The 23,566-nt window shown below is 51.0% G+C and carries 21 protein-coding genes and 1 pseudogene; 11 read left to right on the forward strand and 11 right to left on the reverse strand.

Annotation, left to right across the window (positions count from 1 at the left end; genetic code table 11):
* The first annotated feature begins 12 nt into the window (after positions 1–12).
* Both SIL79_RS09485 and SIL79_RS09490 read left to right on the forward strand, forming a co-directional pair.
* Positions 13–3,927, forward strand: coding sequence for an RHS repeat domain-containing protein (locus SIL79_RS09485; RefSeq protein WP_319619205.1), 3,915 nt, complete (start codon positions 13–15; stop codon positions 3,925–3,927).
* An 11-nt stretch (positions 3,928–3,938) separates the two neighbouring features.
* Entirely contained in the window at positions 3,939–4,748 is an 810-nt protein-coding gene (locus SIL79_RS09490; RefSeq protein WP_319619206.1) for an RHS repeat domain-containing protein, read from the forward strand.
* On the opposite strand, the gene SIL79_RS09495 is transcribed toward SIL79_RS09490, so the two are convergent.
* On the reverse strand, positions 4,733–5,938 hold the full coding sequence (locus SIL79_RS09495) for an IS256 family transposase (RefSeq protein ID WP_319619207.1): 1,206 nt from the start codon (positions 5,936–5,938) through the stop codon (positions 4,733–4,735). The two genes, SIL79_RS09490 and SIL79_RS09495, sit on opposite strands and share 16 nt — an antisense overlap.
* A 153-nt stretch (positions 5,939–6,091) precedes the next feature.
* On the opposite strand from SIL79_RS09495, the gene SIL79_RS09500 reads away from it, so the two are divergent.
* On the forward strand, positions 6,092–6,694 hold the full coding sequence (locus SIL79_RS09500; RefSeq protein WP_071476986.1) for a hypothetical protein: 603 nt from the start codon (positions 6,092–6,094) through the stop codon (positions 6,692–6,694).
* A gap of 367 nt (positions 6,695–7,061) precedes the next feature.
* Here SIL79_RS09500 and SIL79_RS09505 read toward each other — a convergent pair whose 3' ends face one another.
* Positions 7,062–8,039 carry a transposase gene (locus SIL79_RS09505; RefSeq protein ID WP_071476987.1) on the reverse strand — a complete coding sequence of 326 codons (978 nt, stop codon included), beginning with the start codon at positions 8,037–8,039 and terminating at the stop codon, positions 7,062–7,064.
* Positions 8,040–8,192: 153 nt separating this feature from the next.
* Here SIL79_RS09505 and SIL79_RS09510 point away from each other — a divergent pair, with 153 nt between their 5' ends.
* The 8 genes and pseudogenes from SIL79_RS09510 to SIL79_RS09545 all read left to right on the forward strand — a co-directional run bounded on the left by SIL79_RS09510 (position 8,193) and on the right by SIL79_RS09545 (position 15,384).
* Positions 8,193–8,720 carry a hypothetical protein gene (locus SIL79_RS09510; protein ID WP_319619208.1) on the forward strand — a complete coding sequence of 176 codons (528 nt, stop codon included), beginning with the start codon at positions 8,193–8,195 and terminating at the stop codon, positions 8,718–8,720.
* Positions 8,721–8,731: 11 nt separating this feature from the next.
* The gene (locus SIL79_RS09515; protein WP_233962915.1) at positions 8,732–9,589 is read left to right on the forward strand and encodes an RHS repeat domain-containing protein; all 858 of its coding nucleotides are present in this window, start codon (positions 8,732–8,734) and stop codon (positions 9,587–9,589) included.
* Between the two features lie 9 nt (positions 9,590–9,598).
* Entirely contained in the window at positions 9,599–9,922 is a 324-nt protein-coding gene (locus tag SIL79_RS09520) for a hypothetical protein (RefSeq protein ID WP_025010228.1), read from the forward strand.
* A 186-nt stretch (positions 9,923–10,108) separates the two neighbouring features.
* Positions 10,109–10,336 (forward strand): annotated as a pseudogene (locus SIL79_RS09525) (alpha-amylase family glycosyl hydrolase); the annotation flags it as partial.
* A 363-nt stretch (positions 10,337–10,699) separates the two neighbouring features.
* A complete protein-coding gene (locus tag SIL79_RS09530) occupies positions 10,700–12,100 on the forward strand; it encodes a TolC family protein (RefSeq protein WP_039034851.1) in 1,401 nt (466 codons plus the stop codon).
* Positions 12,090–13,064, forward strand: a complete 975-nt coding sequence (locus tag SIL79_RS09535) for an HlyD family secretion protein (protein WP_028781331.1) — start codon at positions 12,090–12,092, stop codon at positions 13,062–13,064. The genes SIL79_RS09530 and SIL79_RS09535 overlap by 11 nt, the downstream gene beginning before the upstream one ends.
* A 2-nt stretch (positions 13,065–13,066) precedes the next feature.
* Positions 13,067–14,224 (forward strand): ABC transporter permease, encoded by a 1,158-nt coding sequence (locus SIL79_RS09540; RefSeq protein WP_162207060.1) that lies wholly within the window; start codon positions 13,067–13,069, stop codon positions 14,222–14,224.
* Entirely contained in the window at positions 14,221–15,384 is a 1,164-nt protein-coding gene (locus SIL79_RS09545) for an ABC transporter permease (RefSeq protein WP_039034850.1), read from the forward strand. Before SIL79_RS09540 ends, SIL79_RS09545 begins: the two co-directional genes overlap by 4 nt.
* Here SIL79_RS09545 and hydF read toward each other — a convergent pair.
* The 9 genes from hydF to SIL79_RS09590 form a co-directional block, all read right to left on the reverse strand.
* Positions 15,344–16,576, reverse strand: a complete 1,233-nt coding sequence (gene hydF, locus SIL79_RS09550; protein ID WP_039034849.1) for a [FeFe] hydrogenase H-cluster maturation GTPase HydF — start codon at positions 16,574–16,576, stop codon at positions 15,344–15,346. The two genes, SIL79_RS09545 and hydF, sit on opposite strands and share 41 nt — an antisense overlap.
* Positions 16,569–17,582 (reverse strand): [FeFe] hydrogenase H-cluster radical SAM maturase HydE, encoded by a 1,014-nt coding sequence (hydE, locus tag SIL79_RS09555; protein WP_039034848.1) that lies wholly within the window; start codon positions 17,580–17,582, stop codon positions 16,569–16,571. The genes hydF and hydE overlap by 8 nt, the downstream gene beginning before the upstream one ends.
* Positions 17,579–18,190, reverse strand: a complete 612-nt coding sequence (locus SIL79_RS09560) for a hypothetical protein (protein WP_071476152.1) — start codon at positions 18,188–18,190, stop codon at positions 17,579–17,581. The genes hydE and SIL79_RS09560 overlap by 4 nt, the downstream gene beginning before the upstream one ends.
* A complete protein-coding gene (gene hydG / locus SIL79_RS09565) occupies positions 18,187–19,641 on the reverse strand; it encodes a [FeFe] hydrogenase H-cluster radical SAM maturase HydG (RefSeq protein WP_162207061.1) in 1,455 nt (484 codons plus the stop codon). The genes SIL79_RS09560 and hydG overlap by 4 nt, the downstream gene beginning before the upstream one ends.
* Before the next feature lie 67 nt (positions 19,642–19,708).
* Positions 19,709–20,374 (reverse strand): cytochrome b/b6 domain-containing protein, encoded by a 666-nt coding sequence (locus tag SIL79_RS09570; protein WP_162207062.1) that lies wholly within the window; start codon positions 20,372–20,374, stop codon positions 19,709–19,711.
* A 10-nt stretch (positions 20,375–20,384) separates the two neighbouring features.
* Complete coding sequence (locus SIL79_RS09575) at positions 20,385–20,702, reverse strand: iron hydrogenase small subunit (RefSeq protein WP_039034845.1); 318 nt, start codon at positions 20,700–20,702, stop codon at positions 20,385–20,387.
* A 10-nt stretch (positions 20,703–20,712) separates the two neighbouring features.
* Complete coding sequence (locus tag SIL79_RS09580) at positions 20,713–21,945, reverse strand: [FeFe] hydrogenase, group A (protein WP_162207063.1); 1,233 nt, start codon at positions 21,943–21,945, stop codon at positions 20,713–20,715.
* 277 nt (positions 21,946–22,222) lie between these two features.
* Positions 22,223–22,627, reverse strand: a complete 405-nt coding sequence (locus SIL79_RS09585) for a YajG family lipoprotein (protein WP_039034843.1) — start codon at positions 22,625–22,627, stop codon at positions 22,223–22,225.
* A 447-nt stretch (positions 22,628–23,074) separates the two neighbouring features.
* Positions 23,075–23,557: an Rsd/AlgQ family anti-sigma factor gene (locus tag SIL79_RS09590; RefSeq protein WP_039034842.1), complete on the reverse strand. Its 483-nt coding sequence runs from the start codon at positions 23,555–23,557 to the stop codon at positions 23,075–23,077.
* Between the last annotated feature and the right edge of the window lie 9 nt (positions 23,558–23,566).

The following is a 23,566-nucleotide window of genomic DNA, read 5'->3' on the forward strand; positions in this document are numbered from 1 at the left end:
CAAGCGAATGATTTGATCAACAACGCCTCTTCTGATCTGAGTGGCAATGGATTTACCATCACAAGTGGAGCTGGAACTGCTCATGTTAGAGAAAGAGATTATTGGGGTGGGGATTCAATATCTATCCCAGGAAAAGGCTCACAGAAAATTCTACTTGACTCAAATGGTAAAAAAATCACTGCAAATGACTATTCTATCTCTTGTTATAATACTCCAAATGGACATGAAGGATTTAAGGTTGTAGATGATAGTGGTATTATTTACTATTTCGACGTAGAAAAAAGAGTTAAAAGCATTAAAGAAATGGAGTATCATCCCAGTACTCCTTCTCAACCTTGTGGAATATATAATCCTTGTCCGCCACCAACTTTACCAGATTCAACTTCTTCCCCTGGTGTTTTAGTAAACAAGTTCACTATTTTTATGTTGGTGAGTAAAATAGAAGATAGAAGTGGGAATTGGGTAAAGTACTCATACAATGGAGGTAAAATAACAACCATCGAGGCTAATGATGGTCGAAAAATAAGCTTTGGCTATAACTCTTTGGGATATATTTCAAGTGCAAGCCATGCAGGAAAAACTTATAACTACGCTTATGATCTTAACGGAATAGCAACTCTCAATAAAGTGACTCAGCCTGATGGAAAATTTTGGCTATTCAAGCATGAAAAGACGGCAAACCAACCAGGTAATAACTTTTGGAACCCCAGAGTTATGGGGGAACATACACAGGCACCCATGACCAGTTTTTGTCCGGCTGTATATTCCGGTCCTTTTATTGAAATGATTCACCCTGATGGGATGAAAGGCAAATTTGTACTATCAGAAACTTATCATGGCCGAACCGAAGTCCCCAAAATTCCCAGACCCAACCCCAATAGATGGCCTCAAAATATGGTTGGTTATTATATACCAAAATGTAGCGCCATGTTTTCCCTCACTCAAAAACAGTTAATTGACCTAGAAGGAAAAACTCTAACATGGGATTACTCATACTCCCGTAACATAGGGGCCTTCCAAGGAGAGGAAAAACATGCCATTTATGGCCTTGATGCGGCAGACTTTCCATCCGTTGATATAGGAGATCTTAAGCGCACGACTATAAAATCACCAATAGGTGATAAGCAAGAAATGTATTTTTCAAGACGTTTCGACTGGAGTGAGCAGAGTTTACTGTTTGAAAGAATTGTAAGTGCTTCTGGCGAGTTAATCTCGCATCGAGAATATACCAAGCAAAAAGGTAAATATCGAGGAAAAAGCAATGTTTACAACGATTACACTTCTTCTCAAAGAGTATTGGAAAAGAAAATTATTAACAAACAAAGAGAAAGTTCTACCACAACAAACTATTTGACTGAGACTGTATCGTTTAATACCTATGAAGCTCCTTTGATAATGAAAGAGCATTCATCTTCACAAGGTGATACTTTGTATTACAAAAATTTATATCACCATAATACGGCGATCAATCTGCTTAACGTACCGGCTGGAGTCATGGTTTCCCGTGATGGCGTGAACTGGAAAGAAGCCAATCGGCAAGAGTTTTACACGTCGGGAAATGGGATCGGTCAAGTTTACCGTAGTTGGATTGCAGGGAAACACATATCCACAAACACTTATCATACAGACGGCAATTTACTCCAAACCAGTTATAACGGTTCAAACCGTTACGAGAAGTTTGAAAACTATTACCGCGGTAAGGCGCGCAAGATAACGCTTCCCTGCGCCACCACCAATGGTTGTACGACGGTCAACGGCAGTACCGCCAACACCATGGTGGCCCTGTTGGAAGTCAATGCGGATGGCACCACCAAGAGCGTAACAGACTTTAATGGCAATAAGGCCTCCTACAGTTACAACCCTATTGGTTGGCTAACCAAAATCGACTATGCCGACCCCAAGTGGGCAGACAAAGTTATCAGTTATGCAACGGTCACAACGGCCAATGACGGTATTTCCGGCAGTGGGATAGCTGCGGGCAGTTTGCGTCAAAGTATCAGCCAGGGTAATTACGAAAAACGGGTCTACCATGATGCACTGTTGCGCCCGGTATTTACCCGGGAGCGGGATATCGCCAATGGGGCAACAACGCGCTATCAGGCCTTTGAGTACGACCATGAAAACCGTCAAACCTTGGCAAGCTTCCCAAGCAGCAATGCCGTCAGCCGGGTGGGAATGGCAACAGAATATGATGTCTTGGGGCGAATAGTCACTCAAACGCGTACCAGTGATAACAGCAGCAGTAGCCGCGATTATTTGGCCGGAAACAAAGTAGCCGTTACGGACAGTGAAGGAAACACCATCACTACAACCTATCTGGCCTATGGTCAACCGACCTATGACAAACCACTGTTGATTGAAGCTCCAAACACTGATGATATCAGCCTGGATTACAACGAATTTGCACAAGTTACCTCAATTCGTCAGGGCAATATCACCGAAAAACGGCTATACGACAACTATCAACAGTTGTGTAAGTCTGTTCGCCCCGAAACCGGTATTACGGCTTATGGTTACAATGCCCAGCGTCAACAGATATGGCGGGCCCTGGGCACCAATGGCAGCAGTACCAGTTGTGATGCTGCTTCAGTCCCGGCCAGCCACAAAACGTTGCTGGGCTACGATAATTTGGGGCAATTGCGAACCGAAAATTTCCCGGATACTACACCGGATAGAACTTACAACTACGACGCCAACGGCAATCTGAGAGCCTTGACTGCCGGTAATATCAGCTGGAGCTACTTATACAACAGCCAAAATGCAATCGATAAAGAAACCCTGAGTCTGGACGGCAAGTCTTTCGTACTGGATTGGGAATACAACAATCTGGGAGCCGTCAGTTCATTGAAGTACCCATCAGGTGCATTGGTTGATTTTGCTCCCAATGCCTTGGGGCAAGCGACCAAGGCCGGCAGTTATGTCACAGGCGTGAGTTATCATCCCAACGGCCAGGTGAAACAATTTACATTCGGGAATGGCATTGTTCGCAATGTCGAGATGGATACCAGTGGCCGAATCGATTTGCTCACCGACAGCAAGAGCGGCGTGATAAAGAACAAACTCGACCCCAGCTACGATGGCAACGACAACCTGGTTCGCCTCATCGATTGGGTGGACAGAAACAATGATATTGACAATCTGGTTTACGACGGTGTTGACCGCTTGCTCAGTGCCGATGGCCGCTGGGGTACAGGTCGTTATACCTACGACGGTAAGGGGAATATCCTCAGCCGCACACTGAATAACGTCAACATAGGCTATAGCTATAACAACCTGAATCAGTTGAGTAAATTGAGCGGTGCCTACGCTTATGGTTATCAGTACGATACCCGCGGCAATGTCATCCACAATGGCCGTTACCCGCTCAGCTATAACCAGGGACAGCAAATGGTCTCAGCCAAAGGTATCAACTACAGCTACGATGGTCATAATCGTCGGGTACGCAAAACTGAAAGCGGTAAAAACAGCTACAGTGTGTACAGTCAGGGGGGCCAGTTGTTACATCGAGTCTCTGAAAACGGCATGAAGACTGACAGTATATATTTGGGCAAAACCATAGTTGCTGAAGTGGATGACCCAACCTCCTCGGTTGTTGTGCCGGCTCCTACAGTGAATATCAATATATCAGACACCATGATTGGTGGTGAATGCCCTCCTAAACAAGAATGTTTTGATATTGTGGATGTACCAGCGCACCGAATAGCCTGGTCGTCAACTTCATCCACGAGCTGCAGCGGTACGATTCAAAAGTATCGGAATGGTATCAACATGGGCACTATTACCCTGGTAGGTACAAGTGGCACACAAACAGAATTAAAGAATGGCACAGTGTATAACATCAGTGTCACTTGCACAGGAAACGGCGGCAGCAAAAGCGCTATTGCGACAGCTCGCGGCGGCAGTAGCGGCGGCGGTGATTACATGTAAGGGGAATACTCATGGAACGAATAATTCAACTCCTAACGCTGCTGTTACTGTTAGTATGCAGCCAAGTATCAGCAACCACAGTTAGATATCAGCATACAGATATGCTGGGGTCAGTCGTTGCAGAATCGGACAGTGCCGGCAACATCACCAGTCGCAGTCATTACGAGCCGTTTGGCAAACGATTGGGGGGAGACAAGGCCGGTATAGGCTACACAGGCCACCTGCAGGATGAGGACTTGAACCTGACCTATATGCAGGCACGATACTATGATCCGCTGATTGGGCGGTTCTATGCGGATGATCCGGTTGGGTTCAGGGATGTGTATTCGTTTAATCGGTATACGTATGCCAATAATAATCCATATAAATATGTGGATCCGGATGGGGAGTTTGCTTTAGCCTTATTTGCACCGCCTCCGCCAGTAGTGGGACAAACGGGCGGAAACGTTAAAGCCCCAAACATCACCAAGCAAGATGTGGTTTCTGGTGCAATCAGGACCGGCAATCCGATAGTTGCAGTAGTTGCAATCATATTGACTGCAGAGCAGGGAAACTCAGAAAATCAATCAAATAATGAAGGAAAAACTGGTCCTCATTCCAGCGAGGAAAGAGCATTACAAGACATGTTAAATGGTGATACTCGAAGAGGGAATAGATTAAGTAATGATGATGCTGATGCATACATAGATTTAGCAGAGGAAATGGGGAATAAAACCTCAGATCACAGAGGAGAAAAAGGAAGACAGGGAGGTGGAAATGAAAACCACTGGAAGAGGGTGTTCAAAATTCTGTGTCACGTTAAAAATCACAGATCGATGTGAGCATCCAGTCGTCCTTCAAAATGGATGGACAGCTGAGATAGCGTTAAATTCCAGTTTTGAATCGGGTGTGACCACCGCTCCTGAGCCTTCAATATACCGGCGTAGAGCAGTTTGAGTAAACTGTTCTCGTTGGCAAAACCACCCTTGGTTTTCGTCAGTTTACGAAACTGACGATGTACGGCCTCAACCGCGTTCGTGGTGTAGATAGCCTTACGCACGTATTCCGGGTACTTAAAATAGGTCGATAACAGCGCCCACTTGTTGCGCCAGGACTTGATGACCACAGGATATTTGTCGCCCCATTTGGCTTCCAGCTCGTCCAGCGCCATCTCAGCTGCATTGAGGGTTGTGGCTTTATAGACACACTTTAAATCAGCCATAAACGCCTTCTGGTTTTTAGACGCTACGTATTTCATTGAGTTACGAATTTGATGAATGATGCATGACTGCACCTCTGTATGTGGGTAAATGGTTTCAATGGCTTCAGGGAAGCCTTTAAGGCCATCAACACAGGCAATCAGGATGTCTTTAATACCGCGACTATGAAGATCGGTTAGTATACTTAGCCACTGATGTGCACCTTCAGTGTCTGAGATATACAAGCCCAACAGCTCCTTTTTTCCTTCTACATTGAGCGCCAGAATGGTGTACACAGCTTTGCTGACAAAGCGGCCATTCTCTTTGATTTTATAGTGAATAGCATCAAGCCAGAGGATGGGATACAGGGCTTCTAAATCACGTTCACGCCAAGCCTGAAGCTCAGGTAGCAGTTTATCAGTAATGGCGCTGATGGTGCCATTGGGGACTTCAATGCTGTAGATATCGGCGATATGGGCACGAATATCCTGATAACTTGTGCCCAGTGAAAATAGCGCAATGATTTTCCGCTCCATCTCATCGGTCAGGTATGTCTGGTTCTTTTTTACAACCTGAGGCTCGAAGGTGCCATCTCGGTCACGCGGAGTATGCAGCTCAAAGCTACCGGTAGCGGTCTTCAGTGTCTTACTGGTCTTGCCATTTCTGCGATTACCAGGCTGCTTATCTTCAAGATGTTGGTCGAGCTCAACATTGAGGGCCGCTTCAGTAAGCTGTTTAATGAGTGGTGTGAGAATACCATCTTTGCCGGTCAGGTCTTTACCTGCACGCAGAGCTTCAATGGCGGCTTCCATGTCAAATGTAGGTTTGGTCATTTGAATATCCTTTTGGGTGTATATTACTCAAATGACACAGATTTATGAACACTACCCACTGGAAAGGAGGGGAACATATTCATATTGATCGTATGAGGTCAGGTATAGGAGATAAGCACATCCCCACAGAGCCCATAGAGAGGGAGAAGTAGCGTGATATCAGGTACTATTATCGTTGTAAGAGCGGATTTGCAAACTTACTATTTTGCAACAGATCAAGTTAACAAGATTTTGAGAGTTTCAAATAAAATATACTGTGGATGTGGTAGGTCATGGGACTATTGGTTACCTGATAGCGTGCCTGAAAATATCAAAAAACTTACCAAGGAAGCTGAGGATTCATACTCTCAAAATTTAATGTATCGTCTTTTTCAAACCAGAGAAAAAGCTAAACTAGTTTTAGACTGGCTTAATGAAAATGATGACGATTTTAGTTACGAGACAATAGAAGTTTACTCAGTAAAAAAAGCTGATGAGATTACTGTGAAAGAAGATGGGTTTATTGGTATTGATATAGATTGCAATGGTCACTACCCAATAAAGGAAGAATTATTCGCCTCAAAAATAGATAATTCTATACAAGTTGAGTTCGAAGAGTTTTTCACCTTACTTAACAGAAATGGACTTTTCAATTCAGCAGAAGATGCAAAGAATTTTATAGACTGCTACCTTAGAATTCAGAGTCACAGGAATATTGAGAAAGTGTCTGAGGATGAAATTTTATATAGTTTTATCTACAAACCAAATAGTAATTAAATTAAAAAAAGCATGATATCCACACCTTTATAAGGCTCTGACAAGCCGAGTAGCTCTGTACTGATGAATCCCCTGATGATTTAGATAAAAATCATCAGGTTAAGGTAGAAACACAGTTAAAAGATAGGACAGCCAGTTAAAACAAAAAAATCAAGCCACCCACTTTAAAACAATAACTTAATCTTCTTTCGGTCTGCGTTCAAGCACCGCTAGGGGATTTGAGCACCCGGAGGTAGAAAGATATCCGTGAGTTGCAGAGGTTTGATGAAATCGAACCGATTTCACGCAAAAATGTGAGATTTGAGCCGTGCTAGCCCCACCCATGGTTCAGGGGATTTCAATGACTGCGGTTGAGATAGAGTGGGGTTCAGGCCGTTTGAAAGTACTGGCAACTGGTTGCAAAATGCCGTCGTCGCTTCTCCAAATGTTCGCAGTAACAGCTGAGCTCTTGCAAGGTGCCTACCGGTCCACGAAATAGTCTTCCAAATTCAGTGGTAAGCTTGAGCCAGTTCTCATGAGGGATATTCAACCGCGTCAGTAGCTTGGCACTCTTTTCACCTATCGCGCCACGTTTATCATTGCGAATACAGCGCCCGGTATCATCCACCAATTCAAGATAATCCTTGAGCCAAAACGCAATACCACTGCGCTGGTTATCGCATTCATTTCCAATAAAGGGCAGTAGCTTGGCGGGTTGTTCGTATTTCAAGGCTGCCTGAATACGTAGCCGAATGCTGGTATGTTCCGACTGCTCAGGCGTATCGGCCATCTTGGCTCTGATGGGATTGAGGTCAACGTAGGCCATGCAGGTTAACACCGCGGCTTCATCGAGTAAGGCTTGTGATTTAAATCTTCCTTCCCAGAATCGGCCGGTACAGTTATCTTCCTGATTGGCTTGACGCGCTATCGGTTCGTTGAGACAACGCATGAACCAACTGATGTCACATAACCTGCTGCGATAAATCGCAATAGTATGCTTCAGCCTGGGAACTTCATGCGCTTCAATCAGCTCACCCTGGGTGAATTTGCGGGTTAACTCATCACCTTTGAACAGCTTATGCCATTGCTCAAGCACTTCTCTGTCTGTCCATCGGTTTGCTGTCTCTATATCGATATGCAACACCAGATGCAGATGATTACTCATGATGGCGAATGCCGCCACATCAATGGCAAAAGCAGCTTCCAGTTCAAACAATAACGATTCCACCCAACCACGGCGGTGGTCATAATTTTTACCCGAGTAGGCATCATCACCACACAGAAAGGCTCGCCGCACCACGCGGCTGCAACAGTGGTAGTAGGGCGTATCTTCAAGGCTGATTTGAGTTCGGCGAGGGCGCGGCATAATAACCTCCTTGTTAAATGCTTAAACAAAGCATAGTCGGAAGCTAGCTACCACGCCATTAATGCTGGGTGTCCATTTTTTAATCCGTACGATACCCGCGGCAATGTCATCCACAATGGCCGTTACCCGCTCAGCTATAACCTGGGACAGCAAATGGTCTCAGCCAAAGGTATCAACTACAGCTACGATGGCTATAATCGTCGGGTACGCAAAACTGAAAGCGGTAAAAACAGTTACAGTGTGTACAGTCAGGGGGGCCAGTTGTTACATCGAGTCTCTGAAAACGGCATGAAGACTGACAGTATATATTTGGGCAAAACCATAGTTGCTGAAGTGGATGACCCAACCTCCTCGGTTGTTGTACCGGCTCCTACAGTGAATATCAATATATCAGACACCATGATTGGTGGTGAATGCCCTCCTAAACAAGAATGTTTTGATATTGTGGATGTACCAGCGCACCGAATAGCCTGGTCGTCAACTTCATCCACGAGCTGCAGCGGTACGATTCAAAAGTATCGGAATGGTATCAACATGGGCACTATTACCCTGGTAGGTACAAGTGGCACACAAACAGAATTAAAGAATGGCACAGTGTATAACATCAGTGTCACTTGCACAGGAAACGGCGGCAGCAAAAGCGCTATTGCGACAGCTCGCGGCGGCGGTGATTACATGTAAGGGGAATACTCATGGAACGAATAATTCAACTCCTAACGCTGCTGTTACTGTTAATATGCAGCCAAGTATCAGCAACCACAGTTAGATATCAGCATACAGATATGCTGGGGTCAGTCGTTGCAGAATCGGACAGTGCCGGCAACATCATTAGTCGCAGTCATTACGAACCGTTTGGCAAACGATTGGGGGGAGACAAGGCCGGTATAGGCTACACAGGCCACCTGCAGGATGAGGACTTGAACCTGACCTATATGCAGGCACGATACTATGATCCGCTGATTGGGCGGTTCTATGCCAATGATCCGGTTGGATTCAGGGATGTGCATAGCTTTAACCGGTATGCGTATGGGAATAATAATCCGTATAAATACGTAGATCCGGATGGGAAAACAGGGGTTTTAGCTTATACGCCAACAAGTTCTCCTGTTGGAACAACCGGCATGGAGAAGCTTTCCCTTGAGCAACAATCAGCTGGGGTAAATGCTGTAATGGATGCGGCTCCGATTGTTGGTGATATCAAAGCTATTCAAGAAGCCGCAAGTAACCCTACCGGGGTAAATATTGCCGCAGCAGCAATTGGTGCCATACCACTGATAGGAGATGCCGCTGCGGCTGGTATAAAAGGGAGTAAAGTTTTTAGCAAAGAAAAACAAGCTCTTGTGGAGATGGCTAAAATGGACAAGAAGAATGGTGGTGTGACGCAAGGTGATATGGATGCATATGCCGAATTAAATGCTGAGCTATCAGACCCCTTCCCATCAAATCAAGTCAGGGGACTGGAAACTCATCCAGATAGGGCTAATGGGAGTGAGCCTCATGGTCACGTTGGCCCAGTAAACCATATACCAGAAAAGAAAATCGAAGATTAAAGGCTTAGTATGTATAAGAAACTGCTTGATTTTTGGATAAAAGTATCTAGTGAACTAAATTTGGACATTGATATTGGACATAAGGTCACATTGGATTCTGGGGAAGTAATCGAGTCGCTACTTTTGGTTAAAGGATTTGGTGCCAAAATGGGGATGTTAATCTTTAGCAAAGATATTGATATTACCCAAGTAAGAAAAGAGTTGAACGAACTTGGTTATGGGTACTCACATATGTACCCACCACTAGAGAATGAACAATTTGACATTGATGATTATGTTGAACTTTTAGAAGATTGGGGGTGGACGGGTAAGCTATCAGAAAAACCTTTTTAAGTTCAATTATGCTAAATAATTTAAAGACTCTGACAAGTCTTGAGTAGGTCTGAGAAGCGTGGTCAGTTTTCAGCGGAAAGCTGGCCAACTGTTTTAGAAAAAGACAGGACAGCCAGATCTTTTTGATGTTTCGCACAGGCTTGACTAGGCTTTGAAATACCCATCAAAGCTCAATCGAGGTTGGTTATGACCACAGCCCGTCGCCAGTTGATAGATGCTGAAAGTACGCCCTTTTACCACGTGATTAACCGTTGCGTTAGAAGGGCATTTTTGTGTGGTGAAGATGCACTGTCGGGGCGCAGTTACGGGCATAGACGTGGCTGGGTAGTGGATAAAATCAGGCAGTTGTCGTCAATATTCTGCATCGACGTTTGCGCTTATGCGGTCATGAGTAATCACTACCATTTGGTGCTGGCATCCAAATTCATCCACGGATAAGGTCTGCTCACCATCCTTGGCTCACATAAGCCCACTCGCCGCTGGCCACTTTAATTTGCGTCAACAGGCTCTCGGCAACGCCCAAGTGCAGCGCAATTTTGTAAGTCTAAATTCGTGAGTTTAGGATGTGTGTCTATTCCTCGGTGCAGGTTCGCACCTTCCTTAGTTTCAATACAGCTTAAAAAAGACTAGGATCCAGTAGCTTGTCTAGTTTTTAACAATTGTTTCGACAGGCCTTGGAGGCCTTGCGCCGCTGCGCAGCAAGGTTAACTGGTGGCCGACAAGCGAGGATGATATCCTTTTTGCTCAGGAATTAGAGTTTTTACTCTAGGGGTGTAGATGAAATTGACCAAATTTGCCTGGTTGCTGTTGTGGCCGCTGGCGGCTCAGCCTGCGCTTGCCGCAGACTATAGTTTTGCCTCGGCCTGGCAACAGTTGCTGGAGGTGAGCGATAAGCTGGCGGCCGAAGGCCAGGAAGTCAGCCGCGCCGAGGCGCAGCAAGAGGCCGGGCGCGACCTTAATCTGCCATCGCTCAACATCAACGGCAGCTATACCAGGCTGGAAAAACCGATAGAGCTGGATCTTAGCGATCTCAATCCACTCGCCTCTATGGATCCCGCCACTCTGCCGCCGGCCATAGGTGGCATTATCGGCTCGCTTCCCGGCTCGATGTTTGTGACTCCTTTCACCGAGCAGGATGTGTTCCGAGCCAGCTTACAGGCGATGTGGCCGATTTATACCGGTGGCCAGATCTCTGCCGCTCAAGGCATTCAGGCGGCTCAGGTGGCTGAGAAGAAGCAGCAACTGGAGTTGGCGCGGCGTGAGCTGTTTACCACACTGGTAGACAGATATTATGCCGTCACTGTGACCCAGGCTTTGGTGCAAACCCAGGCTCAGCTGGTGGCATCGCTGGAAAAGCATTACAGCCACGCTGAAAAACTGGAACAACAGGGGCAGATCGCCAGAGTCGAGCGCCTCAATGCCCAGGTGGCACTGGATCAGGCCAAGGTCGACCTCGGCAGTGCCAAACGCCGCCATGAGATGGCGCTGATAGCCTTGTCACGCCTGTTGCACCAGACTGATATCGCCACCAAGTCACCGCTGTTTATGGCGCCAAACTCCCCTTCATTGCCGCAGTTGACTGAGCTGACACTGAAGCAGCATCCAGCCTTGCGCTTGCTGGAAGCGAAAGAGACCCAGGCTCAGGGCCTGGTCGATATGGAAAAGGGAAAATACTTCCCCACGGTTTTCCTCTACGGTAACTACACCCTCTATGAAGACGACAGCCTGTTTTCCAAGGTCGAACCCGACTGGATGGTAGGCGTCGGGGTCAAGGTGCCGCTGCTGTCCCGTGATGGTCGCAGTGGCAAGGTGCAGGCGGCCAAGAGCGCCCTGCTGCAGGCCAGATACACCAAGGCACAAACCCGTCAGGATCTCAGTCTGTTGGTGGATCAGAGCTATCGCCAGCTGCTGCAGGCCGAAGAGGAGGTTAATGCCTTGAACAGTTCTCTGGCGCTGGCAGAGGAAAACCTCAAGCTGCGGGAACTGGCTTTCAATCAAGGGCTGTCTACCTCCATCGACAGGGTGGACGCCGAGCTCAAGCTCAGTGCCGTACGCACCAAGCAGTTGGCGGCTCAATATCGTTATGTTCAGGCCTATGCCCGCTTGATGGCGGTCAGTGGCCAGTTGGATGAATTTATCGGACGCAGTGACAAGCAGGAGATACAGGATGCGGGTTAATCCTTTAGTGGCCATAGTGGCCCTGGTAACCATAGTGGCGGCGCTGGTATATGGGCTGATCCTGGCTTACTCCCCCAAGCCACAGCTGTTACAGGGGCAGATAGAGGCCAGGGAATACAATGTGTCTTCCAAGGTGCCGGGCCGGGTGGAACAGGTGTTGGTGCGCCGCGGAGACAGTGTCAGTGAAGGGGATCTGCTGTTTGCTATCGACAGCCCCGAGCTCAATGCCAAACTGATGCAGGCCGAGGGTGGCCGCGATGCCGCCAAGGCGATGCAGCAGGAAGCCGACAGCGGTGCCCGTAAGCAGCAGGTTGCCGCCTCCCGCGAGCAGTGGCTCAAGGCCAAGGCCGCCAGTGAGCTGGCCAAGACTACCTTCGACCGGGTAGAAAACCTGTTCCGCGATGGCGTACTTGCCCGGCAAAAGCGTGATGAAGCCTTTACCCAATATCAGGCCGCCAAGTATACCGAGCAGGCCGCCTATGCCATGTACCAAATGACCGAAGAGGGCGCCCGGGAAGAAACCAAGGCCGCCGCAGCCGGTAATGCCCGTATGGCCGAAGGCGCGGTGAAAGAGGTCAGTGCCATACTCGCCGACAGCCAGATGCGCGCGCCCAAGGGCGGTGAAATCACCGAGGTGCTGTTGCAGGTGGGCGAGCTGGCACCCAGTGGTTTCCCTGTGGTCAGTTTGGTGGATATGACAGATGCCTGGGCCGTGTTTCAGGTGCGAGAGGATCAACTCAAGCAGTTCAAGAAGGGCGAGCGTATGACCCTGACACTGCCGGCGCTGCAACGCAGTGTCGAGTTTGAGGTCAGCCACATCAGTGTGCTGGGCGACTTCGCCACCTGGCGGGCGACCGAGAGTGGCCACGACTTTGATATGCGTACCTTTGAAGTGGAGCTCAGGCCGCTGGAGCCGGTGGCCGATCTACGGGTGGGCATGTCAGTATTACTTGAAAAGTCTTGATTATGAATAAGTTGCTTCGGCGAGAGTGGCAGGCTGTCTGGCGCGATCCCTGGCAGCTGGCACTGATAAGCTATCTGCCGCTTATCGGTGTGCTCTGTCTTTGGTGGTTGTTTTCCGCCGGGTTGCCCAGGCAGTTGCCGGTGGCGCTGGTGGATCAGGACAATTCCAGCCTCAGTCGTGAGCTGGGGCGTCATCTTGAGGCTAATCCTGTCACCGCCCCCAGGCGCTATCTGGCGCTGGACGAGGCGGTCGAGGCGATGCGCCGCGGCGAGGTCTATGCCTTGGTTATCTTGCCCTATGGTCTGAAACAGGAACTGCTGACCGGGCATACTCCCACCATAGACCTGCGCTACAACGGCCAGTTTTTGCTGGTGGGCAAACTGCTGGCCAGTCAGTTGCAACTGACCCTGGCCGATGGTTTGCAGCAGGTGGCCAGGCTCAAGCAGCTGGCGGCCGGTGTCAACCCGTCCCAGGTTGAGGTTCACCTCAGCCCTGTAAGCACCCAAACCACGGCACTGTTCAACCGCAATAACAACTATGTCGGCTTCCTGGTGCCGCCTGTGCTGATCGCTTTGTGGCAGTTATTTGCCATGCTGGCCTTTGCCGGCAGTCTCAACCGTGAGCTGCGCCAGGATACTCTGGGGGAATGCTTCCGCCTGGGTATGCCCTCGGTGCTTTTGAGTAAGTTTATGGTCAACGGCGCCTTTATGTTGCTGCATGGCGGCTTTATTTTGGTGCTGCTGTATCAGCTGCTGGGGCTGCCGATTGCCGGGCAACTCCTGTGGCTGCTGCCGATGCAATTCTTGATGTTGATGGGCGTTTGGCTCTGGGTGCAGGGGATTTTCTTTATGCTGGCCGACTGCGCCAGGGTGATCAGCTTTTGCACCGCGCTGTTTGCACCCGCCTTTGCCTTTATGGGCATTACCTTCCCGACCGGAGAAATGCCGCTGCTGGCGCAGTGGTGGCGTCTGTTGATGCCATCAAGCCACTATATAGAGTCGCATGTTGCTTTGGTGAGCTATGGCGCCGGGCCGACCAGCTTGCTGCTTCAGGCGCTGGGTTATCTCGGCTTTCTGCTGCTGTTGATCCCCAGTTGGTTCTTTGCCCGTCGTTATGCCAGGGTGCTGCAGTCGCAGTTGCCGCTTGAGGAGAGGTTATGACAGCCAAGTCCCTCTCGTTATGGCAGCTGATCTGGCTGGATTTGCGCGCCTTGGTGCGTGACAAGGCGATCTCTTTGACCCTGTTTGGCGGCGTGCTCTTCTATGCTGTGCTCTATCCCTTGCCCTATCTGCATCAAGTACCCACGGAGCAGCAGTTGGTGGTGGTGGATCACGATAACTCTTCGCTGTCACGGCGGCTTATCCGTCACGCCGATGCCAGTGCCCGTATTCAGGTTGTCGGCCGGGTCGGCTCCATCGACGAAGCCAAGGCCTGGGTCACCGATGGCCGCGCCCATGGTTTATTGGTGATCCCGTTTGATTTTCGCCGCGATCTGTTACTGGGACGGGGCGCGACCTTGAGCTTCGGCGGTGATGCCAGTTACTTCCTGATCTATTCCGCCGTGGTAGAAGGTTTGGTGAGTGTCGGTATGGATGCCGGCAAGCAGATCCAACTCAAGGGACTATTGGCCTCGGGCCAGAGCCCGGAGACCGCTGCCCAGAGTCTGGCGCCGATTAAACTCAATGCCGTGCCCGCGTTTAATAAAGGTTTGGGTTATACCCCCTATGTGGTGCCCGGCTTGTTTCTGCTGATTTTGCACCAGACCTTGTTGATAGGCGCAGGCATACTCGGCGCCGGGCAATGGCGTCAGCCGGGCTATTGGAACCGGGTCAGCCCCTTGATGCTGGTCAGTGCGCGGGTGTTGGCCTTCAGTCTGCTCTATTGCCTGTTCAGTGCGCTCTATATTGGCTGGTGTTACTACGTCTATCAGGTGAGTCTGCAGGCGAGTCTGGGGCAGGTGTTGTTGCTGATGTTGCCTTTTCTACTGACCACGGCCAGCGCCGGGGTGGCACTCAGCTGCCTGTTTGTGCGGCGCGAATTGCCGACCCAGGTGATACTCTTGGTTTCTATGCCTATTCTGTTTGTCAGCGGCTTTGTCTGGCCCTTGGCGCTGATCCCTGAGCCCTTGGTGTGGCTGTCGCAGGTGATCCCGGCGGTACCGGCGATTATGGGAATGTTGCAGTTGAATCAGATGGGAGCCGAGTGGGCAGCCATAGCCCCCAAATGGTTACAGCTGTGGGGGCTATTGTTGCTGTTCTTCCCTCTGGCGGTTTGGGGCGTTAGTTGGCGTCGGCGTCAGCTGCCAGCAGCGGCGCACTGATCCGCTTCAGCACCCCACTGGCCTTGGCTAGTACCAGCCCGTAGTTGGTGATGGCGACGCCGCGGCGGCGACATTCGAGAATGCGCCGCTGCATCTCTGCCCGGCCCAACATACAGGCGCCACAATGGACTACCAGTTTGTAGCGTTCCAAATCGGCCGGAAAGTCGTGGCCAGCACAGACGCTGAACTGCAACTGCTTGCCGGTCAATTTGCCGATGGCCGCCGGGATCTTTACTCTACCTATATCTTCATCCTGCACCTCATGGCTACAGGCTTCGGCGATCAATACCCGATCGCCATCCTCAAGCTTTTCGAGCATCTCGGCGCCTTGCAGCTGCGCCGGTAGATCGCCCTTGGCCCGGGCAAACAGGGTGGAGAAGGTGGTCAGCGGAATACTGTCGGGTACCTGAGCGGCCACTTGTCTCACCGCCTGGGCATCGGTTACTACCAGTGCCGGTGGCGTGGGCATGGCGGCCAAGGCCGTGGCCAGCTCAGACTCACGGCAGATGCTGGCGATGGCACCGTTATCCAGCGCTTCTCTGAGAACCTGCACCTGGGGCAAAATCAATCTGCCCTTGGGGGCGGCTGAATCTATCGGGGCGACCAGCAGCAGCTGCTCTCCGGTGCGGTAACAGTCGGCGGCCAACACGGGATCGCGGCGAAAATCGGCCGGTACCAGTTGAACCAGCAGCTCGACCAAGTCTTCCCGGTGTTTTGCCTCTTGGGTCGACAGGCATAAGAACTTGATGCCTTGGTCGTTGAGCCAGTGCTGATGCTCTGCGGGCAACGGCGCCAGATCTTGCTTGTTCGCTACCACCAGGATCGGCAGTTGCCAGCTTTGCAGCAGTAACAGCCAGTCGCGGTCAAACTCATCCAACCCCAGTTCATCCAGCACATAGACGGCGATATCGGCCTGTTGCAACGCCCGGCGACTGGCGGCTATTCGCTGAAGCCCCAGGGCGCCGGTATCGTCCAGTCCGGCGGTATCTATCAGGGTAGCCGGGCCGACCGGATGCAGCTCAAAGGGCTTGCGCACCGCATCTGTAGTGGTGCCCTTGGTCTCAGAGACTATGGCACTCTGCTGGTTGGATAAGTAATTGAGCAGGGAGGATTTCCCGGCGTTGCGACGACCACACAATACTATGTGCAGTCTGACTCCGCGGGGGGCTGCATTGGGGGCCGAATTACACATTAATTTGTCTCCTGGCGTTGCCTCTGTCCGCAGAGCAATGCAAGCCGCGGGCTTTGAGGCTGAGTTTGATATCGGCGAGACGCTGTTCCAGCGGGCAGCCGGAGGCATTTTTGCCGGGGTAAATAAGGTATTTACTGCTGTCTTTCTGTGGTGTGAACGAGGGCATAAGCACATTGCAGCCGCGGCTCAGGGAGTCGAGCCTAGCGCCGCTTTGCAGGGCATCCAGGGCGCTGGTGGCCGGTATGTTGGCACCGGGGTTAAGCAATCTGAGTATGGCGCAGGCCCGTTGGCACTCAAGCACATTGCCATTGGCCGTGTTTGCCAGCGGGGTTTGTGGATGACTGACGAAGGGGCCGACCGCCAACATCTCCAGTTCCATGGCTGAGAGCGCCAACAGGGCGTCAGCCAGGGCATCGCTCTTGCTACCCGGCAGGCCACAGATAATGCCGCTACCTGTCTCATAACCCAGGCTCTTGAGGGTTTCCAGTAGCTTTAGGCGTTTGTCCAGCACTCTTCCCGGACGCAGGCGGCTATAGAGCTCGGCATCCAGGGTTTCCAGTTTCAACAGATAGCGATCGGCGCCGGCTTCGCGCCAGAGCGCCAGTTCACTGTGGCTGCGTTCACCCAAAGATAGCGTGATGGCCAACTGGCTTTGCTGTTTGATAGTGCTGAGGATGCGGCTTATGCCATCCTGGCGAAAGCGGCTGTCTTCCCCGGATTGCAGCACCAGGGTGCCGATGCCGGCTTTATCTACTTTGAGGGCCGAGTCGATGATTTCCTGGTGGCTGAGCCGGTAACGCTCAATGTCGCGATTGGCGGCTCTCAGGCCACAGTAGTGACAGTCGCAGCGGCAATAACTGGAAAACTCCACTATGCCTCTGAGCCAGATCTCTTTGCCAAAGTACTGGCGCTTGACCTCATCGGCACGGGCAAACAGCCAGTCATCGGCCTCTCCTGCCAATAACGCCTTGATTTCCAATCTTCCGAGAGTCTCTGCCGGTTTCATGCCTGGGCTCCTGCCTGTTTCAGCACTTGTGCCAGCTCATCGGCGTAGCGATATAACGCCTGTTGCCAAGGCGTGGCAGCGACCTTGGTGCGGCCTTGCATTCTTTGCCATAGGCCTGCCGGTGGCAGCCCCAGCTCGCGGCTGTCCAACTTGAGCCACAATCCCAAAGGCGCCAGATGTGGACTATGGGCATAGTGGCCGACAAACAGTTGATCATCGAGCAATAGCAGCGGCGCGCTGGCGGCCAGCTTACTGCTGACTGCTGTCACCTGCTCAGGCCAGGAGGAGGCGAGTTGCTTGCTCCAATGCTGAGACACCCGGTATTCCTCGAGGATTTCCATCTCGGTGGACTCAGGACGCAACATTTTGCCAAACGCCAGCCCGGCTTCGCTTTCCAGTTCTTGCGTCACTATCAACAGCTGCGACAGCTGGCGGCTTTGCAGTCTTTGTCGCAGCAGCTGATCTATCGTCCCTTCACTGAAATTGGCATAGTGGCCGGCATGCAGGGCCACTCGCCGGGCGCGGCTCAGTGCCGATTTCAGCTGTTGTTTTGGCAGCCCGGCATAGAGACGGCAGCCGGGTGCCAGTACCAGGGTACGACCTTTCACAGATAGATGTCCCTCTCGCCCGCATCGGTGCGCGTGAGGCAAGCCTCGATATTACGTCTTCTGGCGGGGCTGAGTTTATCCAGCTCGGCGGCTATCAGTGCCTCACCGGCTTTGCGGGTCTGCTCGCTGGCGTAGTCGTTGAGGTATTCCTTGAAGGTGATCAGGGCATTGGGTTGGCAGAATTTGCCAATAAACTGCTGCTTGGCCAGGCCGATAAAGTGATCGCCGGTGCGGCCCTTGCGGTAACAGCCGGTGCAGAATGAGGGGATGGAATGGCTATGCTTGACCAGATCCAATACCACTTCATCCATGCTGCGGTGATCGCCCAGGCTAAATTGGGCTGCATCGTCTTCCTGGTTGTAGCCACCTGGGGTGGTCCGTGAGCCGGCACTGATCTGTGAAACCCCCAGGCTCAGGAGTTCACGTCTGAGTTCGGCATTTTCACGGGTGCTCATAATCAGCCCTGTGTAGGGCACTGCCAGGCGGGTAATGGCTACCAGGCGCTTGAAGGTGGCGTCATCGACGACATAGGGTGGCCGCTCCGACAAACTGGAGCCATCGGCGGGCTCAATCCGCGGGAACGAGATGGTATGTGGGCCTATGCCACAATCCTGCTCCAGTTGCTGTACATGGGTGAGCATGGCCAGCAGCTCGAATTTGTGGTCATAGAGACCGAACAGCACGCCAATGCCCACATCGTCGATACCGGCTTCCATGGCTCTGTGCATGGCGTAGAGACGATAGAGGAAGTCCTTCTTGCGGCCTTTGAGGTGCACCTGTTCGTAGGTCGTTCTGTGGTAGCTTTCCTGAAAACACTGATAGGTGCCTATGGCGGCCGTCTTCAGCAGCTTGAAGTCTTCTGTGTCCATGGGGGCGCAGTTGACATTGATGCGGCGGATCTCACCGCCTTTGCCTTTGCGTACGTTGTACATGGTCTTGATGGAGTCGACTATGGCGCGGGCGTTATTGCGCGGGTGTTCACCGTAGACCGCCAGGATCCTTTTGTGGCCCATATCCTCCAGGGTTTCCACTTCGGCGATCAGCTCCTGCTCGCTCAGGGTCTTGCGTGGCAGCTCATGGTTGTCGGCGCTGAAGCCGCAATAACTGCAGGCGTTGGCGCAGTAGTTGGAAACATACAGGGGAGCGAACAGTACAATGCGATTGCCATAGATGGCGTCCTTAATGCCACGGGCAACGGCAAACAGTTCTTCGTCTACAGTGGCGTCCTGGTTTTGCAGTAAAACCGCCACTTCCTCCAGAGTCAGCCCCTGCAAACGGCGGGCTTTTTCCAACACCTGACGCACGGCTTCTTTGTCGGGGTGTTGATTATTGTTGAGCAACGACCAGATGGCGTCATCATCAATAAAATTCACTGTGGGGTTATAGTCTTTGACTTGAATCGTCTCGGCATGGCCCGATACAAGCGGGTCTGATATCAAAGGGCCTGACATCTGTGGCTCTCCTGTGAAAAAAGGAGCACAGTCAAACTGCGCTCCCTGAATTTAAAGAAGGGGAGGGTTACTCGGCGTGCTTGGTAGAGACCGGAACGACCTCCTCCTGTACCCATAGTGGCGTGTATTCGGCGGCGTCGTGATAAGGCACTTTACCGTGCAGCATCATCGCCTTGAAATCGTCGAAGCGGTAAACCGCCAGGAACAGGTGCACGGGCAAAAATGCTGTCAGCAGCAGGCCACAACCCAGGTGGATCATGCCCAGCAACCAAGCGGTATCACGTGGGATTGCATAGGGAACCAGCCATAGCGCCAGACCTGTGATAATCAGTGCAGTACCGCCGAGCAGAACGCAAACCCCGAACAGCTTCTGTCCTGAGTTGTACTTACGCATAGGAGGTACGGCAACTTTTTTGCCCAGCAAAAACTTCTGTGGATAGCCACCGAGTACCTTAAACCAGCCTACATCGTTGCCACCGAAGGTGAACACCCGGTTGGTGAACAGCACGACACGGTCGAATGCCATCAGGGTGAAAGCCACCGCATCCAGCGCCATAATGACACCGGCAACAATATGAATGTCATAAGTCAGCCCCATCGCGCTGTCGCTCAAGGGTTTAAAGAACAACAATAGCCCGGTAGCCGCCAGTGGCAGGAAGCTCAGCAGCAAAATGTAGTGGAACACCCGAACATTCAGCGGGTGCTTGAGAATGGGACGATTGTCCTGATGCATAGCCGACTCCTTAGGATTTCAGTTTAGTGCGATCGACAAAATGGGTATGCAGCAACTCGTGGGACAGATGTCCCAAGGGCTCACCGCCAAATTCGCTGTAATAGCGGGCAATGGCTGGGTTGGCGTGGCTGACGCGGTACTTGGCGATGGCATCATCCATATAGAGGGCATCGGCCCTGGCCTTGATGTATTCGTTGCGCTTGGCGATACGGCTGCCGAGCCAGCCCACAGGCAGGGCCAGTACCGCCAGAATGGCTGCGCCCACAGCCATGAAACGGCGCCGAGACAACAGAAAACCGTCTTCGGTAAATTGATACTTGTCTGTCATGAGCAACTCCTTACAGTTGGGCAACCCAGGATGTGCCTGAGCCGTTGATAGGTTGACCGCCACCGTTGACACAACCACCGGCGCAGTTCATCACTTCGATAAAGTGGTAGGGAGACGTGCCGGCCATCACCTGTTCCAGCAAGGGGCGGATATTGCGGCCCATGTCGTGCACCACGGCGACTTTCAGCTGCACATCTTGCTTAAGCTGTTTGTCATGAATGGTGAGTTCGGCTTCCTTGACGCCTTCCAGACCGCGTACCGGAGTCAGTTCCAGTTTGGCCAGTTCTTCGCCTGTGAGCACCTTGTGCGCAGTACGCACCGCGGCTTCCATTACGCCACCTGTGTTACCGAAAATAGTGCCGGCCCCTGTGTATTGGGAAAACAGGCTATCACCCTTATATTCGGTCACATCGGGTAGGTTGATGTTGAGGCGCTTGAGCAGCTCGGCCATCTCGCGGGTGGTCAGCACAGCATCCACATCGGCGTAAGGTGCGGCATCGTTGTCGTGTTGTTGGTGGAATTGCCAGGCTGATTTGAACTCTGGACGTGATGCTTCGAGTTTTTTCGAAGTGCAAGGCATAACCGCTACAGTGAAGATCTTTTCCGGAGTCATATCGTAGACTTTAGCGCCATAAGTTTTGGCAACAGTACCGGCCATCTGCTGCGGCGACTTGGCGGTAGAAAGATGTGGCAACAGGTTGGGGTATTCGATTTCCAGGAAGCGAACCCAGCCCGGACAGCAGGAGGTGAACTGCGGCAGCTTACCGGCATCTGGTTCCTGACGCACATTGGCGTGCAGCCTGTGAATGAACTCAGAGCCTTCTTCCATAATGGTCAGGTCGGCGGCGAAGTTACAGTCGAAGATCCTGAATCCGGCCTGGTGCATGGCGCCATAGAGTTTATTGGTCAGCAGTTGCCCCTTGGGCAGATTGAAGGCTTCACCTATGGCAACCCGTACTGCTGGAGCCAGAATGCCGACCACTTCAGTGTTGGGATCCTGGAGCTTGGTTAATACTGTATCCAAGGCACTCTGGGTTTCATGAATGGCACCGAACGGACAGTTGATCAAACACTGGCCGCAGCTCAGGCAACGCTCTTCATCAATCTTATGGGGGGCACCGGATGCGCCCTCAATAGCATGGGTGGGACAGAACTGTTTGCAGGCGTCACACCCTTTGCATTTGAGCGCATCTATCTGGATCAGTCCGCGGATCTCTCCTGGCTGATAGCTGGTTGCTGTCATGGCAATGCGTTCCTTTTTACGTGAGAATGTTCTTATTTTCTAATTGCTTATGTAAAAGCTATGCCCCTTGGGAAAGGGCGGAAGGATTATAGGAAATAGCTGGCAGCTATCTGTGATCCAAAGCCGAACAAATTGGAGATTTCACAAGTTTTTACATGAAATATGATGAAATTAGCCAGTGAAACAGGGGCATGGGACTTTTTGACTTAGGCCCTGTTTCAGTTAATTTCACAGATGTGACGCGGGATAACACGGATATATCTAGTTGGGATGAGTGTTAGAAATAGAGGTTTTCGACTGTTTTACCGTCAACCAGAATCTCACACTTGTCACCATTGCTGGATTTTGAGGATTGTACCGCGCTGGCAATAATGCCAAATGCGCCGCCTTGACTGCCGAGTACAGACCCAAAGTAGCACTTGCCATCGATTTCCATCTCTTGATAACGACCACCCAGATTTTGGGTTGGAGTATAAGGAGGGAAGGTGCCGCGCATTATCGGGTCACCATTGACTGTCAGTTCCAGTTTCTTCTTATCGGAAAAGTAGCGTCCACCGAGCTTCAGCGTTTGGCCTTTCACTTCGACAGTTTTTTCCTGGGCTATGATGGGTTGCGGGGTTGAACTACAGCCTGCCAGCAGAGCGCCGGCGCAAGCTAGTGAGGCAAGGGTCAATTTACGCATTAATCCGTCCTTTGTTGGATTGTAAGGTATTACTTTTCCGTGTTATCCGCGCCGGATTATAACTTCTTGGCAACAAAGAACGCCAGCATCCTGGTTTAATTCCTTTTACTAAGTTGATCATTTTGATGAGCGTCGTTTTCATAACAAGGCATGCAACTGTTAGGGAAGGTGCGAATCAAGGTACCGTTTGCTTTGGCTAATACATGCTCCTGATAACACTTGAGCTGTAAACTTAAACAAATTGCGAGAGGGGGCGGGATTTTGCTTTGCCAGATAAAAAGAAAGGATCGAGTATTTCTCCGCTCGATCCCCATTATTCCGACCAAATATCCATCTAGATATCACTGTTAATGCTCATCTGAACATTACATAGAGCCGGCTTTGGAGTCTGAAAACGGCAGTCATAAGGCATTAGGTACGACAATAACCAGCAGACTCGTTACGGTATCAGTTGATTGTCGGTGCTGATTTTTTATTGTGCAGCACTTCCAACATTCTATCTTCCAACTGGAAGCGGGTCTCCAGGGCGTGCACCAATTCGGCGAGATCTTTATCCAGTTGATAGAGTAGATCGTCGCTTTCCAGCTCGGAGTATTTATCACTGAAGTCCAGAGCTTGATCTGTCGTCTCGACAATCTTGGGCAGTAATTGCTGTGCCAGTGCCTTGTTCGATTGCCCTTGTTCGTCACAGGCATCGACGACTCTATTGAAGACCTCGAAATGACCTTCTGAAACGTAATCCACCAACAGATTACAGAAGCCGCGAACCTGATCGACGCAGGGCAGGGACTTGTCACGGTTTTCATAGGGGGCCAGTCCGGCTAATTTGCAGTAATAAACCAGCAATTTCCTGCGGTTATTCAACCATTGATCCACCAAAGCATTGGCTCCGCCCCATTTTTGCTCGGCCTGTTCAAGTTGTTTCAGCATGATCTTCTC

It is taken from the genome of Shewanella indica, from assembly GCF_033842865.1.
In the GTDB taxonomy this organism is placed as follows: domain Bacteria; phylum Pseudomonadota; class Gammaproteobacteria; order Enterobacterales; family Shewanellaceae; genus Shewanella; species Shewanella indica.